Annotated in this window: 16 protein-coding genes; all 16 read right to left on the minus strand. The window is 49.9% G+C overall.

The window, feature by feature from the left end; genetic code table 11:
* Window positions 1-122: 122 nt before the first annotated feature.
* The 16 genes from LAJLEIBI_RS16445 to LAJLEIBI_RS16525 all read right to left on the minus strand — a co-directional run bounded on the left by LAJLEIBI_RS16445 (window position 123) and on the right by LAJLEIBI_RS16525 (window position 18,085).
* Window positions 123-2,159: an ABC transporter permease gene (locus LAJLEIBI_RS16445; RefSeq protein WP_006443264.1), complete on the minus strand. Its 2,037-nt coding sequence runs from the start codon at window positions 2,157-2,159 to the stop codon at window positions 123-125.
* On the minus strand, window positions 2,149-2,916 hold the full coding sequence (locus tag LAJLEIBI_RS16450) for an ABC transporter ATP-binding protein (RefSeq protein WP_006443265.1): 768 nt from the start codon (window positions 2,914-2,916) through the stop codon (window positions 2,149-2,151). The genes LAJLEIBI_RS16445 and LAJLEIBI_RS16450 overlap by 11 nt, the downstream gene beginning before the upstream one ends.
* Before the next feature lie 123 nt (window positions 2,917-3,039).
* Window positions 3,040-4,059, minus strand: coding sequence for a sensor histidine kinase (locus LAJLEIBI_RS16455; protein ID WP_006443266.1), 1,020 nt, complete (start codon window positions 4,057-4,059; stop codon window positions 3,040-3,042).
* Window positions 4,056-4,721, minus strand: coding sequence for a response regulator transcription factor (locus LAJLEIBI_RS16460; protein WP_040435068.1), 666 nt, complete (start codon window positions 4,719-4,721; stop codon window positions 4,056-4,058). The genes LAJLEIBI_RS16455 and LAJLEIBI_RS16460 overlap by 4 nt, the downstream gene beginning before the upstream one ends.
* Before the next feature lie 284 nt (window positions 4,722-5,005).
* Window positions 5,006-6,508, minus strand: coding sequence for a xylulokinase (locus tag LAJLEIBI_RS16470; protein ID WP_006443269.1), 1,503 nt, complete (start codon window positions 6,506-6,508; stop codon window positions 5,006-5,008).
* Window positions 6,509-6,525: 17 nt separating this feature from the next.
* Window positions 6,526-7,578, minus strand: coding sequence for a 2-hydroxyacid dehydrogenase (locus LAJLEIBI_RS16475; protein WP_006443270.1), 1,053 nt, complete (start codon window positions 7,576-7,578; stop codon window positions 6,526-6,528).
* Window positions 7,579-7,592: 14 nt separating this feature from the next.
* Entirely contained in the window at window positions 7,593-8,246 is a 654-nt protein-coding gene (locus LAJLEIBI_RS16480; RefSeq protein WP_040435070.1) for a class II aldolase/adducin family protein, read from the minus strand.
* Between the two features lie 19 nt (window positions 8,247-8,265).
* Window positions 8,266-9,303, minus strand: a complete 1,038-nt coding sequence (locus tag LAJLEIBI_RS16485) for a 2-hydroxyacid dehydrogenase (RefSeq protein WP_006443272.1) — start codon at window positions 9,301-9,303, stop codon at window positions 8,266-8,268.
* 4 nt (window positions 9,304-9,307) lie between these two features.
* Window positions 9,308-10,840, minus strand: coding sequence for an FGGY-family carbohydrate kinase (locus LAJLEIBI_RS16490; RefSeq protein WP_006443273.1), 1,533 nt, complete (start codon window positions 10,838-10,840; stop codon window positions 9,308-9,310).
* A gap of 250 nt (window positions 10,841-11,090) precedes the next feature.
* Window positions 11,091-12,023 carry a sugar-binding transcriptional regulator gene (locus LAJLEIBI_RS16495; protein WP_006443274.1) on the minus strand — a complete coding sequence of 311 codons (933 nt, stop codon included), beginning with the start codon at window positions 12,021-12,023 and terminating at the stop codon, window positions 11,091-11,093.
* A 159-nt stretch (window positions 12,024-12,182) separates the two neighbouring features.
* On the minus strand, window positions 12,183-12,821 hold the full coding sequence (dhaL, locus tag LAJLEIBI_RS16500; protein ID WP_006443275.1) for a dihydroxyacetone kinase subunit DhaL: 639 nt from the start codon (window positions 12,819-12,821) through the stop codon (window positions 12,183-12,185).
* A gap of 21 nt (window positions 12,822-12,842) precedes the next feature.
* Window positions 12,843-13,838, minus strand: coding sequence for a dihydroxyacetone kinase subunit DhaK (locus LAJLEIBI_RS16505; protein WP_006443276.1), 996 nt, complete (start codon window positions 13,836-13,838; stop codon window positions 12,843-12,845).
* A gap of 13 nt (window positions 13,839-13,851) precedes the next feature.
* Window positions 13,852-14,943, minus strand: coding sequence for an erythritol/L-threitol dehydrogenase (locus tag LAJLEIBI_RS16510; protein WP_006443277.1), 1,092 nt, complete (start codon window positions 14,941-14,943; stop codon window positions 13,852-13,854).
* A gap of 32 nt (window positions 14,944-14,975) precedes the next feature.
* A complete protein-coding gene (locus tag LAJLEIBI_RS16515) occupies window positions 14,976-16,097 on the minus strand; it encodes an ABC transporter ATP-binding protein (protein ID WP_006443278.1) in 1,122 nt (373 codons plus the stop codon).
* 4 nt (window positions 16,098-16,101) lie between these two features.
* Window positions 16,102-17,253 (minus strand): ABC transporter ATP-binding protein, encoded by a 1,152-nt coding sequence (locus LAJLEIBI_RS16520; protein ID WP_006443279.1) that lies wholly within the window; start codon window positions 17,251-17,253, stop codon window positions 16,102-16,104.
* 10 nt (window positions 17,254-17,263) lie between these two features.
* Window positions 17,264-18,085, minus strand: a complete 822-nt coding sequence (locus LAJLEIBI_RS16525) for a carbohydrate ABC transporter permease (protein WP_006443280.1) — start codon at window positions 18,083-18,085, stop codon at window positions 17,264-17,266.
* Between the last annotated feature and the right edge of the window lie 11 nt (window positions 18,086-18,096).

The following is an 18,096-nucleotide window of genomic DNA, read 5'->3' on the forward strand; positions in this document are numbered from 1 at the left end:
TTACAAAGCCATCCTACAGTCTCCTCTACGGTCAGGGTCAAGCAGTTTCTGACAAAAAAACCGATAACCAAATTCGGTTATCGGTCCTTTCGCTGCCGGCACACATGCGCCGCGCATCAGAACTATTTAAGAAAGCTGCTCTTAAGCTTTAATATCCGTCTGCTCCCTGTATATGTCACGATAAAATACAGTCCGTACACCGCGACAACGAGTCCTCCTGTAAACATCCCGGTCTGCAGCAGCTTTCCTGTACTGATCTCCTCCACACCGGCAAGCATCCCTCTTATAATAAATAATGCGTTTACCACGGCCAGCATGAACGGAATCCCAAAATATACCCTCAGCTGCATAAGCAGTGATTCTTTCATATCTTTATCTCTGGCGCCCATCTTCCTGAGCAGGGCGTATCTTTGTTCATTGTCCGCCGCCTGGGAAAGCTGCTGCAGCGCGAGCACTGCTCCTGCTACAATGAGAAATGTAATGCCAAGATAGATTCCGATATAGCTGACCGTGAGTATATTGGACATAATTTCCACCTTGATATCCATATGTGTATTGCAGGTGATATGCTCCGGTATGGCGAGAATGGCTTCCGAAAGTTTTTCATAGGAATCTGCATTCAGGAACGTTCCGCTGTCCACAGCCGCGAACAGTTCAAGACCTTCTGTCAGCCGCTGCGGAACGATCAGCGTTCCTCCGTCTGAGTACACATTTTCATTGCCGTATACACGGTTATAGAGGCCCTTGGACGCCGGAGTCAGCTCTGTGCCTTCGAGCTGCACCGTTCTGCCTTTATGGCTCATGAAATTTTCCAGTTTTTTTCTGTCTTCCTTTACACTGTAATTTATTGCATATTCATTTTCTCCGAGCTTTACCGGCGCCTTTCCCTGAAGCGCCATTACTCTGTTGTAATCGTCGATACCGACGATATTTATATAATACTTAAATTGTCCGTCGGCGTCCTCTTTCTCTGCGGCGGATGCGCCGAAGAGATCGCTGGTGAGCCCCTTCGCATTATATATCCGAAGCTCCGCCGAATCTTTCACATAGTCAGACAGTACGAGACCCTTCTGTGCAAGAATCTGTTCCACCGTCAGGCCTTCACTCAGGCCTTCGTCTTTGCGCAGCGGAAAGCTCACGTCATAAGGCGCGACCTCATCCGCGTCACTGACGAGCGCCCCTCCGATACTGAGTCCAAGCGTCATAGCCGATATAGACAGGCAGACGAGTATGCTCACCACTCCGATAGAGGCGCCGGCGCTTTTCATTCTGCTGCCGAGCTGGTTCACCGCAAACAGATGCAGTCGTCTGTAGTAGTACCGCTTACTGCTTTTTCGCACCTTCACTAGCACTTCAGACACCGACATACAAAATAACATGCTCCCCGCGGCGATCATGGCGATCCCCTGAAACATTCCCTGTGTAAAATACAGTTTTTCCGGAGCGGCGAGCACAGCGTACCCTCCGCCGATCAGCGCCGCCGCCAGAACAAACATGAGAATATCCTTTGTCTTTCCCCTGGAAATATTCTCATTTTTCTTCCCTGCGTACAGAAGTTCTAGCAGCTGCATCTTTCTTATCTCCCGCATATTCCTCCGGTATACGAAGAAATACATACATCCGAAGAAAAATACCGCCGCGGCGACCGCCTTTGGCGAAAGAAAGAAGCGGTAGTCCGCAATATCCGTCCCGATAATTCTTGCAGTGACCATGGACAGCCCCTGGGACAGAGCTATACCGAGCACGAGACCGGCAGCCAGGGAAGCTCCTCCTACCAGGCATGTCTCCTTCCACATCAAGGCGCTTATATCTTCATATTCCATTCCGAGCGTCATGTAAACGCCCATCTCCCTTTTTCTGCGTTTCTGCATAAACTGGTTGGCATATGCCACGAGGAATCCCATGATCAGGCAGACGAGCAGAGACACCCCCGCCATCATCCCGCTGGAAAAGCTGAGGAAATTTAATCTGTCAGGTACGCCGAAGACCCGAAACTGTGCTTCTATTGAATTGAACGTATAGAAAAGGGCGACGGAAAAAGCGAGTGTCATAAAATAAATAAGATAATCTCTTCCGCTTTTTTTAACATTCTTGACCGCAAGCTCCCGAAATACTTCTTTTGAAGCCGTCCGGTCTGTTCTCATCTTTTCAGACCGCATGGCTGAGCCCTCCTCCCAGATAAGATACGACCTGCATGATCTCATCAAAAAACTGCTTCCTTGAACGGCTTCCCTTTACCAGCTCGTTAAAGATCCGGCCGTCTTTGATAAAAAGAATTCTTTTACAGTGGCTTGCCGTAAATGCATCGTGCGTCACCATCAAAAGAGTCGCATTCTTTTTCTCATTCATCATACGGAAGCTTTCCAGAAGCATTCCCGCCGACTTGGAATCGAGCGCGCCGGTCGGTTCGTCCGCCAGCACAAGAGACGGTTTTGTCACCACGGCCCGCGCGCAGGCGACTCTCTGCTGCTGTCCGCCCGACATCTCATACGGATACTTATCCAGTATATCTGCGATACCCAGGTCTGCCGCCACCTCCTGTACCTTACGCTCTACAGTCCCCGGCCTCTCACCTTTAATGGCAAGCGCCAGAGCAATGTTCTCCCGCGCGTTGAGTGTGTCCAGAAGATTGAAGTCCTGGAAGATAAATCCAAGCTCCTCCCGCCGGAATTTGGCAAGCCTGCGCTTATCCAGCACGGTAATGTCCGTACCTCTCACCCATATCTGCCCGGATGTTGCGCTGTCTATCGTAGAGATACAGTTTAACAGCGTTGTCTTCCCGCTTCCGGACGCACCCATGATTCCTATATATTCACCGCTTTGAACATCAAAACTGATATGATTGACTGCTTTAGTCAGACTTCCTTTATTTTTATAAAATTTTTCAAGATCTCTGACTTTCAAGATTGTGTCCATTTATTTGTTCCTCCTTGAATTGTTATCCACAGTCTAACATTCTCTTCTGTATTCTTCCACAGATTTACATGACAGAAACATTACATTGCTGTAATGTTCCCCCTGTTATTCTCTCTCATACAGTTATATCGTATTCAGATAAAAGGATACCGCGGTTCCTTCCCCTTTTACGGACCGGATCTCCATCTCTATGTCCATTCTTTCACACAGATTCCTGCAGAGGTAGAGACCCATACCTGTAGACTTTTTAAAGAGCCGCCCGTTCTCCCCTGTAAATCCTTTTGCAAATACCCTGGGAATATCCTGGGAAGCTATACCGATCCCGTTATCCTCCACAGTGAGCCTGATCCGGTTTTTCCCTCTTCCCTCCTTTTCATCTGTCTGTTCTGCGGAAAAAGACAGCCATGAATCTCTCTCTTTATCACGATACTTTACCGCGTTTGTGATGATCTGTCCGAGCACAAATTCCATCCACCTGATATCCGCAAGCACTTCGCAGTCCAGACTGCCGAACTTTGGGGACACTCCTTCTGCCACCATCATCCTGGCATTTCTCTGCACTGCGCTCATACATAATTTTTTAAGTGACAGCGGCCGGATAATATAATCTGATTCCACACTTGCGCTTTTGCTGTAATAGAGCATCTGCTCTACATATTTTTCTATTTTATCGATTTCCTCCGCAAGACCTTCCGCCGCTTCCCCTTTATGATTCTCAAGGATAAGCCGTTCCACTGCTATCGGCGTCTTCACCTCATGCACCCATGTCTGCACATAACTTTTATATTCTTCCAGTTCCCTGCGCTGCTTCGCGATCATGTCATTCAGATACTTTCCGTTCGTTCTGACAACGTGATACAATATTTGTCCGTCAAGAAATTCCGGCTCTTCTATCATTTCGCTCAGATACGACTTTTCCTCCAGCTGCTCCAGTGTATCCGACAGTTCATCATAATACCGTTTTTTCCTTAAAAAGTCATAGCCTGCAGACAGAAGCACTCCCGCGAAGTAAAGTATCACTACCGCGGCAGTGACTGGCGCAGGACTCCCCATAACACTCAGAAAAGCCGCCGCCAGGAAACTTATGAACAGTTCTGTGAAGAGCGCGAACCATCTGTCTTTTATATACTGTGAAAAACTCATACCATATACCCCTGTCCCCGTTTTGTGAGAAGATAATCATCCAGTCCGATATCCGACAGTTTCCTGCGCAGCCGGTTGACATTTACCGTAAGCGTGCTGTCCTCTATGAATTCTTCCATCTCCCACATGTGGCAGATAAGCTCGTTTCTCGAAACGACAGCGCCGGCATGCTCCATCAAATATTTCAGTATACCGAGTTCGTTCTTTGTCAGATCTGCCTTCTTCCCCCTGTGGCTGGCGCTGCTGCCCAGCACGTCCAGAGACAGACCTTTGTGCGTGATCACAAACGACCTGCCCGGCCCTTTCACCCGGTGCAGCACTGTCCCGATGTGGGCCAAAAGGATATGAATATTATACGGCTTTGTAATAAAATCATCCGCCCCTACGTTCAGGCTCATCAGCTCATCCATGTCACTGTCCGAGCTTGTGACTACAATGACAGGGATATCAGACTGCCTGCGTATTTCTCGGCAGATATAAAATCCGTCATTCACAGGCAGGTTAATGTCAAGCAGTACAAGATCCGGCGCCGCCTCCATGATCTGGCGGGGTATATCGCCAAACTCTGCCGCCGCCTCCACTGTGTATCCATTTTTCTCCAGAACAGTCTTCAGCTCACTGCGGATCTTCTCTTCATCCTCCACTATAAAAATACGTTCCATAGCTTTACCTCCTGCACATATGTCTCCATTCTCATCATAATATGGTCCATTATAACACGATTTCTTCTGTTTCATGTTCTGCGTGGAGATATTTATATCTTTTTATGCGCGCAAAAAGCCGCCATACAGAGAATCGAGTGCGGAAAACGATTTGTGACAGATATAGAACTCAAGGCATTCGCGCAGATTCTGGATACAACTGCCGACGAACTGCTCAGCGGGGAATAAGATTCCAAAATGACAAACGTCCATGGAATAAATTGCATTCCACGGACGTTTGTGTCTCATATTTTTACGAGTGCTTTAAACTGTTCCTTTAATGACCGGTATGACTCTTCGTATACGTCAAACATTTCCCGGTATGGTTCTATCCATTCCTTTACCGGCTCTACCGTCTTTCTGATCTTAAGACAGGCGGCGGACGCTTCTTCCGGACTTTTGTATTCTCCCATGTAAGCCGCGTTTATGTAAGACAGTCCGCCCGGCGCGCCCAGATTTACTTCCGGCAGCTTGATCTCCTTTTCAATAACAGACGCTTTGATCTTCAGCCAGATCTCACTTTTACTGCAGCCGCCGCAGCAGATAATGTCATGAATGGGAATTCCGATCTTAAGCGCCTGGTTCAGGTTATCCTTCAGCGCAAAGCATGTTCCTTCCATAATAGAGCGCATCATTTCCGCCCGGTTTGTATTCAGGTTCAGTCCGATAAACGTGCCTCTTGCGTCCGGGTCCCATATGGGCGCCCTCTCCCCTGCCATATATGGGAGAAATATGATCTTTGACGGATACTTTGCCATCTTCTCGATCTCGCTGTTGATCCTCCGGTAGGAATCTTTCCTGACCGTCTCCCCTCCAAAAAGCGCGTCTCTGAACCACTTAAGTGAACCTCCCGCTGTATTCATCGGCCCGTAGAGGATCGTGCTGTTTTCTCCTCTCCCTTTTAAGTAGGACAGCTCTCGTGCCGTGACAAGCCTGTCAAAGCCTATGAGCACGACCGAACTTGTTCCGGTCATTTCTGCGATTCTCCCGCCCTCATAAACTCCGGCCTCCAGCCCTGCCGCTGTGGCGTCCACCGCTCCCGCGAGCACTGTTGTTTTCACAGAGAGCCCCGTCATCTGCGCTGCGGCTTTTGAGACATTTCCAATCGGTTCACAGCACCTGTAGACATCCGGCATAAGCGAGCGGTCCGCGCCGACAGCCGCCAGCAGTTCTTCGCTCCAGCAGCAGCGGTGTATATCGTAGATCTGAGTAAGTGAAGCATGGGTATCATCGATGGAAAATGTTCCGGTAAGCTTATAGTTGATATATCCGTTCACCTGGAGGACCTTACAGCACTTTTCCATAAGTTCCGGCTTATTGCGCAGAAACCACATGAGCTCTGTCAGTGTGAAATACGTATCCAGCCGGTTGCCGGTTAACTCAAATATTTTATCCTCTCCTACCCTTTCTTTGATGATCTCATATTCTTCCTTACTTCTTCTGTCCATCCAGATCAATGCGTCGTGAAGCGGCTTTCCGTTCTTGTCCACAGGAAGCACGGCCGGCGCCTGGCTGCTGACCGATATGACCTTGATGTCTTCTGCGTCAACCCAGCTTTTAGCCAGCACTATGCGGATGCACTGTACGACCGCGTCCCACCAGTTATCCGGATCCTGCTGCACCCAGGAGGGCTCCGGAAGCAGCGTCTCATACTCCTTTTCAGCCTCTGCCGCCACTTCCGGCCCTTCTTTGAAAAGGATACATTTGACCGTTGTTGTTCCAATATCTATCCCGAGGGAATACTGCACGTTTCATTCCTCCCATTCTAGGAGAGCACCTCCGGATTGCAGATGAACCGGGGTCTTTCTCCAGCAAGTAGTTTCTTCACATCGCCAAGCGTGATCTCTGTCTGGTGTCCCACAATGTCCCTTGCAGAGCCGGCCAGGTGCGGAGTCAGTACGACATTGCGCAGCGCCAGGAACTTATCTTTTGATGGTATCGGCTCCACCGGATACACGTCAAGGCCGGCGCCGGCGATATTATGTTCTTTCAGCGCGTCGTAAAGGGCATCGTAATCCAGCACTCTGGCTCTTGCCGTGTTGACAAAATAGGCCGTGGGCTTCATGAGCGCGATTCTGTCTCTGCTGATAAGCCCCTCTGTCTCCGGGACTACGTTACAGTTTACACTGACAAAATCGGACTCTTTCATCACGGTATCCAGGTCCGTCTTTTTTGCCCCGAGATAATCCATATCTTCCTGCTCCACATAAGGATCATAAACGAGAAGCTCCATTCCGAGCGCCTTTGCGCGTTTTGCCACTTCCCTGCCGATCATGCCGAATCCGACCTGCCCGAATATTTTGCCGTACATCTCGGGGCCGCCGCCGTAGAGAGCAAAAGGTGCATCCGGATCCATAGACCACTCCGACATCGTCTGCGCGCGTTTTCCGCCGTCATCCTTATAGGAAACTCCTGTCAGCTCGTCAGTGTATTTCAGCAGATGGTCTGTAAGACTGATATTTTTGGATACGCACATGAGCAGCGCTATCGTGTGCTCCGCCACCGCGACTGCGTTTCTTCCTCCGGCCCTCAGAACAGGGATCTTCTTTGCCGTGGCCGCCTCAATATCTATACTTGCAAAAGCCTCGTTCCGGCAGCACACTATGACTCTCAGCCGGTCTGCGGCCTCGATCACTTCTTTTGTGATATCTTCAAATTCGGTGATAAGAAGCTCGATCCCTTTGATCTTTTCTTTCATTTCCGCAGCCGGCATCTTTTCTCCGATCACACCATAACCTGCAAAAGTGTAATCCGACGTGACCGTCTCAAGCAGCTTTTCATATTTCCTGTCAAACCTCGCTGTGATCAATGTTTTCATTGCCCGTACATCTCCTATCTCTGCCCATATTTGTTTAAAAAGAAATCGTGGAAAAAGTCAATATCCTCCTGGGATATCTCCACAGGACCTCCGATGCTCTGGCTGTTGATGTATACCATGGCGGCCTTTTCCAGCACCTGGGAACCAACGTACGCTTCCGTGAGCGTACGGCCTACCGTGATCGCCCCATGATTGGCGATGAGCGCCCCTGCCCGCTCCTTAAGCGCGCCGACTACCTCCTCTGCCATCTCCTTCGTCCCCGGCATCGTGTATGCGGCAAGACGCACCTCTCCGCCGAGTATCTGAACCTGGTCGTCACAGACAGGGGGGATCGGTTTTCTGGCAGTCGCAACGGTAAGTGCATAGGTCGAATGCGTATGCATGATACCGTTCACCTCCGGTCTGTCCAGATAAATGGAGGCATGTACGACCGCTTCGACAGAAGGCTTTAAGTTCCCTTCATACGCAAGCGTATGCATATTGATGATCACCATGTCCTCAGCGGCCAGCCGTTCGTAGTCCATGCCGGACGGCGTGATGACCATGTACTCGTCGTCCACCCTGCCGGATATATTTCCCCACGTACCGGCTACAAGTCCACTGTGGTACATGCTGAGGGCCGTATTGCACACTTCGATCTGGGTCAGTTTTGCTTTTTGTCTGTTCATTCTTTTATCCTCCATATGTTTAGTATCTGTACTGATATAACAGATGCTCCCCTTTCAGGAATCTCTTAATATCAGATACGATCTGTTTTGTGTGGTTCACGAGCACGTCATCTGTCGCTCCCGCGATATGAGGCGTCACGACCACATTGTCAAGTTCCGTTATGTATGGATGATCGCGGGCTATCGGTTCACTTTCGTATACGTCAAAGGCCGCGCCGGCGATTCTTTTTTCCTTCAGGGCTTCTATAAGAGCCTCCTCATCGAGAATAGCTCCTCTGGACGCATTGATGAAATAGGCCGTCGGCTTCATGAGCGCGATCCTTTCCCGGCTGATAATGCCTGTCGTCTCCGGCGTCACCTTCATGTGACACGTGATAAAATCGGACTCTTTCATCAACTCTTCCACCGAATGCGCCTTTTTTATCCCGATCTCCTCCACATCGACTTCACCGACGAACGGATCGAAGATCAGAAGCTGCATTCCGAATGCCCTGGCGATCCGTCCCACCCTGCGGCCGATACTGCCGTAGCCGAGGATCCCCAGCGTCTTGCCCTTCAGCTGTGTCCCCTTGAAGACCATATAGGGGGCGTCTGCTTTCATATCCCAGATAACGTCTGCCTTCAGTCCTTCCTTTGTCTCCTTTCTGGAAGACGGGTCTCCGGTGTATTCTCCTCCTTTTAAGGCCTTATACGCCATAGGGATCTTTCTTGCGGCAGAGAGCATCAGGCCGATAGTCATCTCCGCCGTAGAATCAGAATTGCGCCCCGGCGTGTAGAGGACCGGTATTCCCCGCTCCTTCGCCGCCGCCATGTCCACGTTTACCGGGGTTGCCCTCGTACACGCGATCAGTTTCAGATGCTCTGCGTTTTCTATTACCTTTCTCGTAATGTCGTCGTAACTCGTGATGATCATATCTGCGTCCCGCGTCTTTTCTGCCAGTTCTTCTTCCGGCATTTTCGGAAGGCCGAGCGCCCAGCCGTCTTTTACGACTTCCCCCACTTCATACAGAGGCTTCAGTTCTTCCTCGTTATACTCGGCTGTAAAAAAAATCTTCATCGTACTAATCCTCCTCAATGGCTTTGATTTTTTTGTTCATCTGATGTCTGTAGTCCCATATTTCCTGATTATGTATTCTGACTCTTTTGTATAATTCATAGATAAGGTCATATTTTTTTACATTTCCTGGATCCGGGTGAAAAACTCGCTTAAATTTACAGGCCTTTTCCGCCGCCTCGTCATAATCTTTATACAGCCCCTGGCTTACCCCTGCCATCAGGGCAACGCCCTTGGCCCCCAGTTCTTCCCCGGAAGGTATCATTACTTTCATGCCTGCTACGTCTGCGATCATCTGTGCCCATACGGGACTTTTCGCCCCGCCTCCCGCCAGGTAGATCGTTCCTCTTTTGTCTACATTGCGCAGACAGTCTCTGATAGAAAGGCTGATTCCTTCATACACCGCCCGGATCAGATGTTCCCTCGTCGTGACCTGGCTGATGCCAAAAAAGCTGGCTCTCGCATAGGGATGGTAAAACGGCGCCCTCTCCCCCGCAACGCTGATGTACGGATGGTACACGACACCGCCGCATCCGACCGGTATACTGTCCACGATCTTGTCTATCTCCTTAAAGTCTTTTGTGAGAGATATATTGCTGAGCATCCAGTCAATATTCGGCGTCCCGTTAAGCGTAGGCTGGAGTTCCACGAACAGCTCTCCGATCGGATGCTTTTCATATCTGGAATTCGGCGCCCCAAATTCACAGTCTTCCTTCTTCATCACGATCTCACTTGCGCACGTAGTGCCCAGAATGACACATACATCCTTCTCATGGATCGCCCCAAGCCCCACCGCTGTGGCTGACGTGTCCAGGGCGCCCGCGATCACCGGTGTGCCCCGTCTCAGTCCGGTCTCATCTGCAAAGGAGTCCAGAATTGTTCCGACGACCTCATCAGACCTTACCGGAGCAGGAATACACCTTCTGTATTCATAGACACCAAGCTCCTTCATAAGCTCTTCCGCTATCGTCCCGTCTTTGACGTCTATGAGGGAGGTCAGGCTGTCTGTGATCTCTGTCCTGATCTCCCCGGTCATTTTAAACCGTATCCAGTCCTTGCAGAATATCATGTATCTGGCCTTATCAAGTATTTCTCTGCGGTTGTGCTTCATCCATTTTAAGAGAACCATCTGGTTGCCCAAAAGGGGCGGCGTTCCCGTCGTCGTGTGATAGAGTTCTCCCACTTCCGGGCGCTCCTGCGTGATCGCTTTCACCTCGTCCACTGCCCTGCCGTCACACCAGAGTATGGCGTTCTGTACTGGGTTCCCATCTTTATCGATGAGCCAGCACCCTTCCCCCTGCCCCGTCACGCCGATGGCAGCCACTTCCTCCCCGGAAGCCGCGCCTGCCTCCATCACCCCTTTTACACACTGTTTTACCTTTTCCCATACGAGAAGCATATCCTGCTCCACCTGGTTTGCGGCGCCGTTGATCGTCCGGCTCTCCCTGCTCGATACACTGACTTCATTGCCGCATTCGTCGAATAATACCGCCTTTACATTTGATGTTCCCACGTCGATCCCAAGAATATATTTCATCATACAGCCTCCCGAAAACGTTTATGAACCGCTCTTTTGTTTTCCAATTCAACTTGTTATCTTTCAAAGATGTGACATATGTAATATTATATTACATTTGTAATTTCAGTATAGCACCTTGTGTATTTTTGTCAATTCCTTTCCACAAAATAAAGCGGACTAGTCCACTTCAATTTCCTATATAACAAAAAAAGCGCTACCTGAAAATCAATTCAGATAACGCTGTACGTTCCCCTTCGGATATATTTCAATTTTAAAAGCTGTCCATAACTTGTCTTGCGGTCGTCACGTCTACGATCAGCGTGTTTATCGTTCCTGTGCACAGGGCGGCCTGTATTGCCTCTACCTTCTGTGCGCCGCTGGCGATAAGGACTGTATTCTTGATACCTTTCAGACATTCCATGTCTGCGTTTAAAAGTCTGTCGCTTAAAGGGCAGTTATCCCAGCTGCCGTCTTTCCGGATCGGGTTCATGGCGATATCTCCCACAAATCCCTGTTCTCTTAAGATACGCACATCGTTTCTCGTGATATGTCCCCTTGTACACATAGTTGACTGCTCCGTGAGCTCTCCCACTCCGAGCAGCGCCACATCGCACTTCTGCATCAGCTCACACGAAACTCTGATACTTCTCTCCTGCATCAGCCATTTTTTCGTCTCCGCGTGTTCCACCACAACGGGCGCATACAGCATATAGCTGGGACAGTCCAGCCTGTTTGCAAGCCCTCTGGCAATTTCGTCCGATTTCTCCACTAGCTCCTCTATGTTCTGTGCCCCGATAAGCTGAACTACCCGGCACTCACTTCGCCTTTTAAATTCCATCTGCTTTACTACTTCCGACAGAGTATGTCCCCAGGATACCCCTATAATATCTCCCTGCCTGATATTTTCATCCAGATACTGGGCCGCCACATTGGCAACTTTATAGATAGCCGTACTGCTTTCCCCGTAATCTTCTGTAACGAGCACCTCCTTCAGTCCAAAGCGTTCCTCCATTCTGCATTCCAGCTCAACGTTGTCCCTCTCGTAGCCGTGGATATTAATATTTACAACATCCAGGTCAATGAGAGAACTTATGATCTGATTCACCTTCTGTCTTGTAAAAGACAGGCGCTTTGCGATCTCATCCTGGGTCATCCCCAAAGTGTAATACCAGTATGCTATTTTAATGTACAGGTTTCTTTTCATAGTGCCTCCTCGTTACAAATATATCTCAATCTATCTTTGTAGTTAAAGTATAACACTGGTCATTAAATTTTGCCAATCATTGTTTACAGTCAAAAAAACCCAAAAATGCCCGCCGGTGGGCACTTTTGGGTTTTTCTGTTCCGCTGCCTTTTATGTGTATTATATCATCTTCAATATTCCTTCTGCCATCGCCTTCAGTATAATACAGCAGGACGCCGCTCCGGCGTCCAGAACTCCTCTGGAGCGCTCGCCCAGCCGGCTGGAACGCCCGAATCTGGCAACCATGTCCTTTGTGCTGTCCCGGCCGGCTTCCGCCGCGGCCGACATCTTCACAAGCGCCTCCTTGTAATCCTCCCCCGCTTCATGAGCCGCCTTCACCGCGTCCACAGCCGGGGACAGCGTATCTACCAGTGTCTTGTCGCCTACCTTGGCCTCCACGATCCCCTGAAGGCCTGCAAGGCCGGCCGCCAGCATATTCCCGAAGTCCTCCACTCTGATGTCCTCCAGCTCTTCCCCTGCTTCCGCCATATCCATAAATATCGTCCCGTAAATAGGTCCCATGGAACCGCCGATCTCATTGAGAAGGATCATTCCGAGTTCATCGAGCCCCTCCGTGAAGCTGAAGTCTTTGTCCGCGAAACGCTGCTCAAACACGGAGAATCCTTTGTTCATATTCATGCCGTGGTCTCCGTCTCCGATGAGTCCGTCCACTTCGCCGAGATACGCTTTGTTATCCTGAACAGCCTTTACCATATTCATGAGAACCGGTTTCCCGTCTGCATTTTTAAATGTATTCATTTTATTTTCCCCTCCTGCCGTCTATTTTTGTTTCAGCCCCATACTGTACGCCGGCATATCGATCAGTTCTTTCAGTTCTTCATCCAGCTTCATGACCGTCAGGGTCGCGCCCATCATCTCAAGTGATGTAAAGTAATTGCCTACATACGCTCTGTGGATCAGGATCCCTTTTTCTTTCAGAAGCCTGTCGATCTCATCATATAAGACATACAGCTCCATGACAGGTGTGGCGCCGAGTCCGGACACGAGGACTACCACTTCATCCCCTTCCGTGAACGGATAATCAGGCAGAACGACATCCACCATTCTTTTCGCCATCTTGTCTGCCGTCTCAAGCGGGCAGACCTCGATCCCCGGCTCCCCGTGATGGCCGATCCCGACTTCCATCGTCCCGTCTTTGATCTCAAAGTTCGGATGGCCTACAGCCGGAAGCGTACACGGTGTCAGTCCGATACCGACGGAACGTGTATTGTCAATGGCTTTCTGGGCCGCCGCGATCACCTCGTCCAGGTCTCCGCCTTTGGCCGCCTTCGCTCCTCCTACTTTCCACATGAGGACCTCCCCGGCCACGCCGCGGCGTTTCTCTCTCTCGTCTTTCGGCGCGGAGGCGACGTCATCGTTGGCCACTACTGTTTTCACGGTGATACCCTCTTTTTTGGCCATCTTTACAGCCATCTTTACATTCATGTTGTCACCGGAGTAGTTGCCGTACAGACAGGCCACTCCTTTTCCCTGGTCTGCTGCCCTGCAGGCGTCGAGAAAAGCCGCCGCCGTAGGTGAAGAGCAGATTTCTCCCACCGCCGCCGCGTCGCACAGATTCTCTCCCACATATCCTATAAAGGCCGGTTTATGTCCGGAGCCTCCCCCTGTTACGACGCCGACCTTTCCTTCCGGAATATGTTTCGCCCTGACGACTCTCGGATTCTTTGCTGCCTCCACGATATCCTCATGTGCCTTCAGGAAGCCTTTCAGCATTTCGTCTACTATGTTATCCGGGTTGTTTAATATACGCTGCATACACGTTTCCTCCTTATGCTTCCATATCCGGAACGAGAATCACTTTCATCGCCCCATTTTCACCTGTCTTGGCAATGTGGAATCCTTCTTCCCATTTCTCCAGCGGAAATTTATGAGTGACAACGCCTTCTGTCGGAAGCTTTCCGCTGCCGATCCATTCGATGACCGTGTCATAACAGAACGGACTCAGATGTACGCCGAGAAGATCCAGCTCTTTCCTGTCGGAAATAATGGACCAGTCTACCGTTACCGGCTGTCCGAATACGGAGAATTCTACAAAACGCCCCATCTTGCGGATCGCGTCCAGCCCCTGCTGTACACTTGAAGGATGTCCGGTTGCTTCTATATAGATGTCGCAGCCGTAGCCTCCTGTCATCTCTTTGATTTTTGCGACAACGTCCTCTTTTGCAGGATTCATTGCAATATCCGCTCCGAATTCTACTGCTTTTGCAAGACGAGTTTCATTCATGTCCAGTACGACAAGACATTTCGGGTTTGCCTGTCTCAGGGCGCCGACCATCCCGAGACCGAGTGTTCCCACGCCCGAGAGTACAACGAAATCTCTCGGTGTCACCTGCGCCCGTTCCACACAGTGGAAGGAACAGCCGTAAGGCTCGATCAGAGCAGCCTGTTCCAACGGCATATCTGCCGGCACGAGATAAGGGATCGCCTCTTTCGTAAGCTTCACATACTCTGCCATGCCGCCGTTTACATTATTCTGAAAGCCGAACAGATCATGTTTCTCACACATCCAGTGGCGGCCTGTCTTACAGAACATACACTCCCCGCACGGCACGATCTGTTCCGGACATATCCTGTCCCCGATCTTCCAGTTTCCCTTTACTTTATCTCCCATCTCCACGACAGTCCCCACAAATTCATGGCCGGGGATCATCGGTTCTTTTATGTATTTCGCCTGCCCGTCAAAGCCCCAGAAGCTGGCTGCCCCGGCGTAGGCTTTTGTATCCCCCGCGCAGATACCGCACGCCTCGACTTTCAGGATCATCTCCCCTTCGCCTGCTCTTGGCGTATCGACCATCTCAAATCTGTAGTCGCCCGGAGCATAGGCGACGATCGCTTTCATTTTTTCAGGTAAATTGCTCATAATAACTACCTCCTTCTGATGGATAACTTGCTCTATTCTCGAATACGTTCTCCTGTCTCAATGTCAAACAGGTGCGTCTTCTCTCCCCGGACTTCCAGTTTAATGATATCGCCGCTCTTATACCGGGTCTCATCATCTGTGATGAGCATGAGCAGCGCCTCGCCTACGTGGATGCCGATGCGCCGTTCATCTCCCAGATTCTCGAATGTGGCGACCTCCTCCGGCGTGCCCACGGAATCCGCTCCTCCGATCAGTACATCCATCGGGCGGACTCCCATCTTACATCTGAACCCGGCGCTCACTACGTTATGGTATCGTTCCGGAACCGCGATCTTCAGGTTACTGTCCTGGAAGGTAAAGAAGAAGTGCCCTTCATCCGCGGTTATTGTCGTCTCGAGAATATTCATCGGAGGCTCTCCGATAAAGGAAGCGACAAATTCATTTACCGGATCGTCGTACACCTGCGCCGGCGTGCCGAACTGCTGAAGCACGCCAAAGTTGATGATGGCGATCTTATCTGCCAGTGACATTGCCTCCAGCTGGTCATGGGTCACATAGACGGTCGTACATTTGATGTCATTGATGAGGCGCTTTATCTCCGTACGCATAGCCTGGCGCGCCTTCCCGTCCAGATGTGACAGCGGCTCATCCATGAGAAGCAGCTCCGGCCGGCGGATAATGGCCCGCGCGATATTCACACGCTGTTTTTGACCGCCGGAGAGCTTCACCGGCATTTTATCCAGCAGATCGTCACACTGCATCAGAGGGGCGATCTCCTGCACCCGCTTGTCGATCTCTGCCTTGTCGACGCCTTTTGCCTTTAAGTTAAACGCAATGTTGTCATATACGGTAAGCGGCGGATACATGGCGTAATCTTCAAAGGCAAGCCCGATATGCCTGTCTTTTGGATGGAGCTTGTTCACGAGCGTATCTCCGATATAAATATCTCCTTTTGTGATATCTTCCAGTCCTGCGGTCATACGCAGAGTTGTCGTCTTGCCGCACCCGGAGGGGCCTAACAGGGCTATGAATTCTCCCTGCTCACATACGAGATTCAGATCATTTACGGCATAGTCATTCTGTACGGCATTTTTCTTCTTTTTGCCGTTATTTTCATAACGCTTATAAAGGTGTTCAATTCTTAATCCGGCCATACTCTTACCCCTCCTGTTCCGTCAAAGCCAGCACCGCGGCTTCGTTGTATCTCGTCAAATATTCTTTTGTCTCTGCGTCAAAGAACATAGCATAATTAAGTTCCATATCTACATATATATCCTGGTCGATCCTCACAGTAAGGCCGTTTGGGGCGATCATGCGAAGCTGCAGGCCCTCAAGTTCCGCCACGATAACTGACTTGTTCCCGATACTTTCATAGCTGTAAACGGTACATTTCAGATATCCTTCCTTCGGCTCAAAAGAGTATTTCAGATTCTGGGGTCTCATGCCGATATCAACATTTTCACAGCCGAGCTCATCCAGTTTCTCAAAGAGTTCAAAATCATCGGGCAGTCTGTAGCTTTTATTTCCAGCTTTCATGTCAAATGTATAGGAATCCCCGTCTTTTTTCAGCGTTCCGGCGATCAGGTTGATCTCCGGATCCCCCATAAGCTGGGACACGAATTCGTTGCGGGGCATGTAATAAATCTCATCACCCGTGCCGATCTGTACGATCTTTCCTTGATTTACAATGGCGATCCTGTCCCCCAGAGACATGGCTTCCATGAAATCATGCGTTACATAAACGCTCGTCGTCCCAAAGTTTGCCTGGATCTCTTTCAGCTCCGTACGCATGGAATTGCGAAGCTTCGCGTCCAGATGCGCAAGCGGCTCATCCATCAGATACACCCGCGGGGAACGAACGAGGGCGCGCCCCATGGCGACACGCTGTTTCTGTCCGTTGGACAGCTGGCTTGGAAGGCGCTTAAGAAGATAATCCATCTTCATCATCTCGGCCACTTCCTGTATCTTCTGTCTGATATACTCTTCATCCTTTTTGTATAGCGGGCTCCTAAGCGGAGACGCCATATTATCATATACTGTCATCTGTGGATACAGCGCATAGTTTTCAAATACCATGGCAGTATCCCTGTGTGCGGCGTCTGTCAGGTTCATCACTTCCCCGTCAAATTTTACAACACCTTCCTCCGGTATCTGGATCCCCGCGATACAGTTGAGAATGGTCGTTTTTCCCGCTCCTGCAGGGCCAAACAGTACAAAGAACTCTTTGTCTTTTATATCCAGAGAAATGCCATCCAGAGCCGTAACTTTTCCGAATTTTTTCGTAACGTTTTCTAATTGTATTCTTGACATATTCTCACACCTATCCCTTCACTGCACCAAAACTCAGGCCTCGCACCAAATGTTTCTGTATACATAATGCGAATATGATCGCGGGTAACGCAGATACAGTCGCCGCAACGGCCAGCTGTCCGTAATGGGCGCTGTCTGTTCCGAGGAACTTTGTGATGGCAACTGTTATCGGCTGAACGTTCGTACCGGCCAGGATCAACGGGAACGTGAAGCTGTTCCATGCGAAGATAAATGCCAGAAGCGCGGCAGATACGAGTCCCGGCTTTATAAGAGGCACAAGCATCTTAAAGAAGATCTGGTACCATGTGTAACCGTCTACCTGGGCCGCATGTTCGATCTCAACTGAAATATCCTCAAAATATCCCCTCACCACCCAGATGAGCAGAGGCATACAGATCAGCTGATATACCCATATAAGCCCGAAATAGGAATCATAGATGCCCAATTTCTGGAAGAGCATAAACAGAGGCAGCACTACGAGGATCTCAGGCGCAAATTTAAAAGACAGTATCTGGAACGCGATGTCTTCCTTTTTCTTAAAATTATATCTCGCCAGCGCGTACGCGGCAGGAACTCCCGCGACAACGGAGACGGCTACCGCGCCTCCCGCGACGATCAGACTGTCTAACATATATTTCAGATAGTCCGACTGGAATATGACTGCTCTGTAATTGTCCAATGTAGGGTTGAATACAAATGTCGTTGTATACATCTGCGCATCGGGCTTGATTGTCAGGATAAGCATCCATAACAATGGAAACAAAGCAAAAATCGTATATATGACTAACAGTAAATTCTGGACGACACGGCCCAGCATTTTTTTACTTTCCATGTTTTACATCC

Origin of the sequence: [Clostridium] hylemonae DSM 15053 (genome assembly GCF_008281175.1) — a bacterium.
GTDB lineage: Bacteria > Bacillota > Clostridia > Lachnospirales > Lachnospiraceae > Extibacter > Extibacter hylemonae.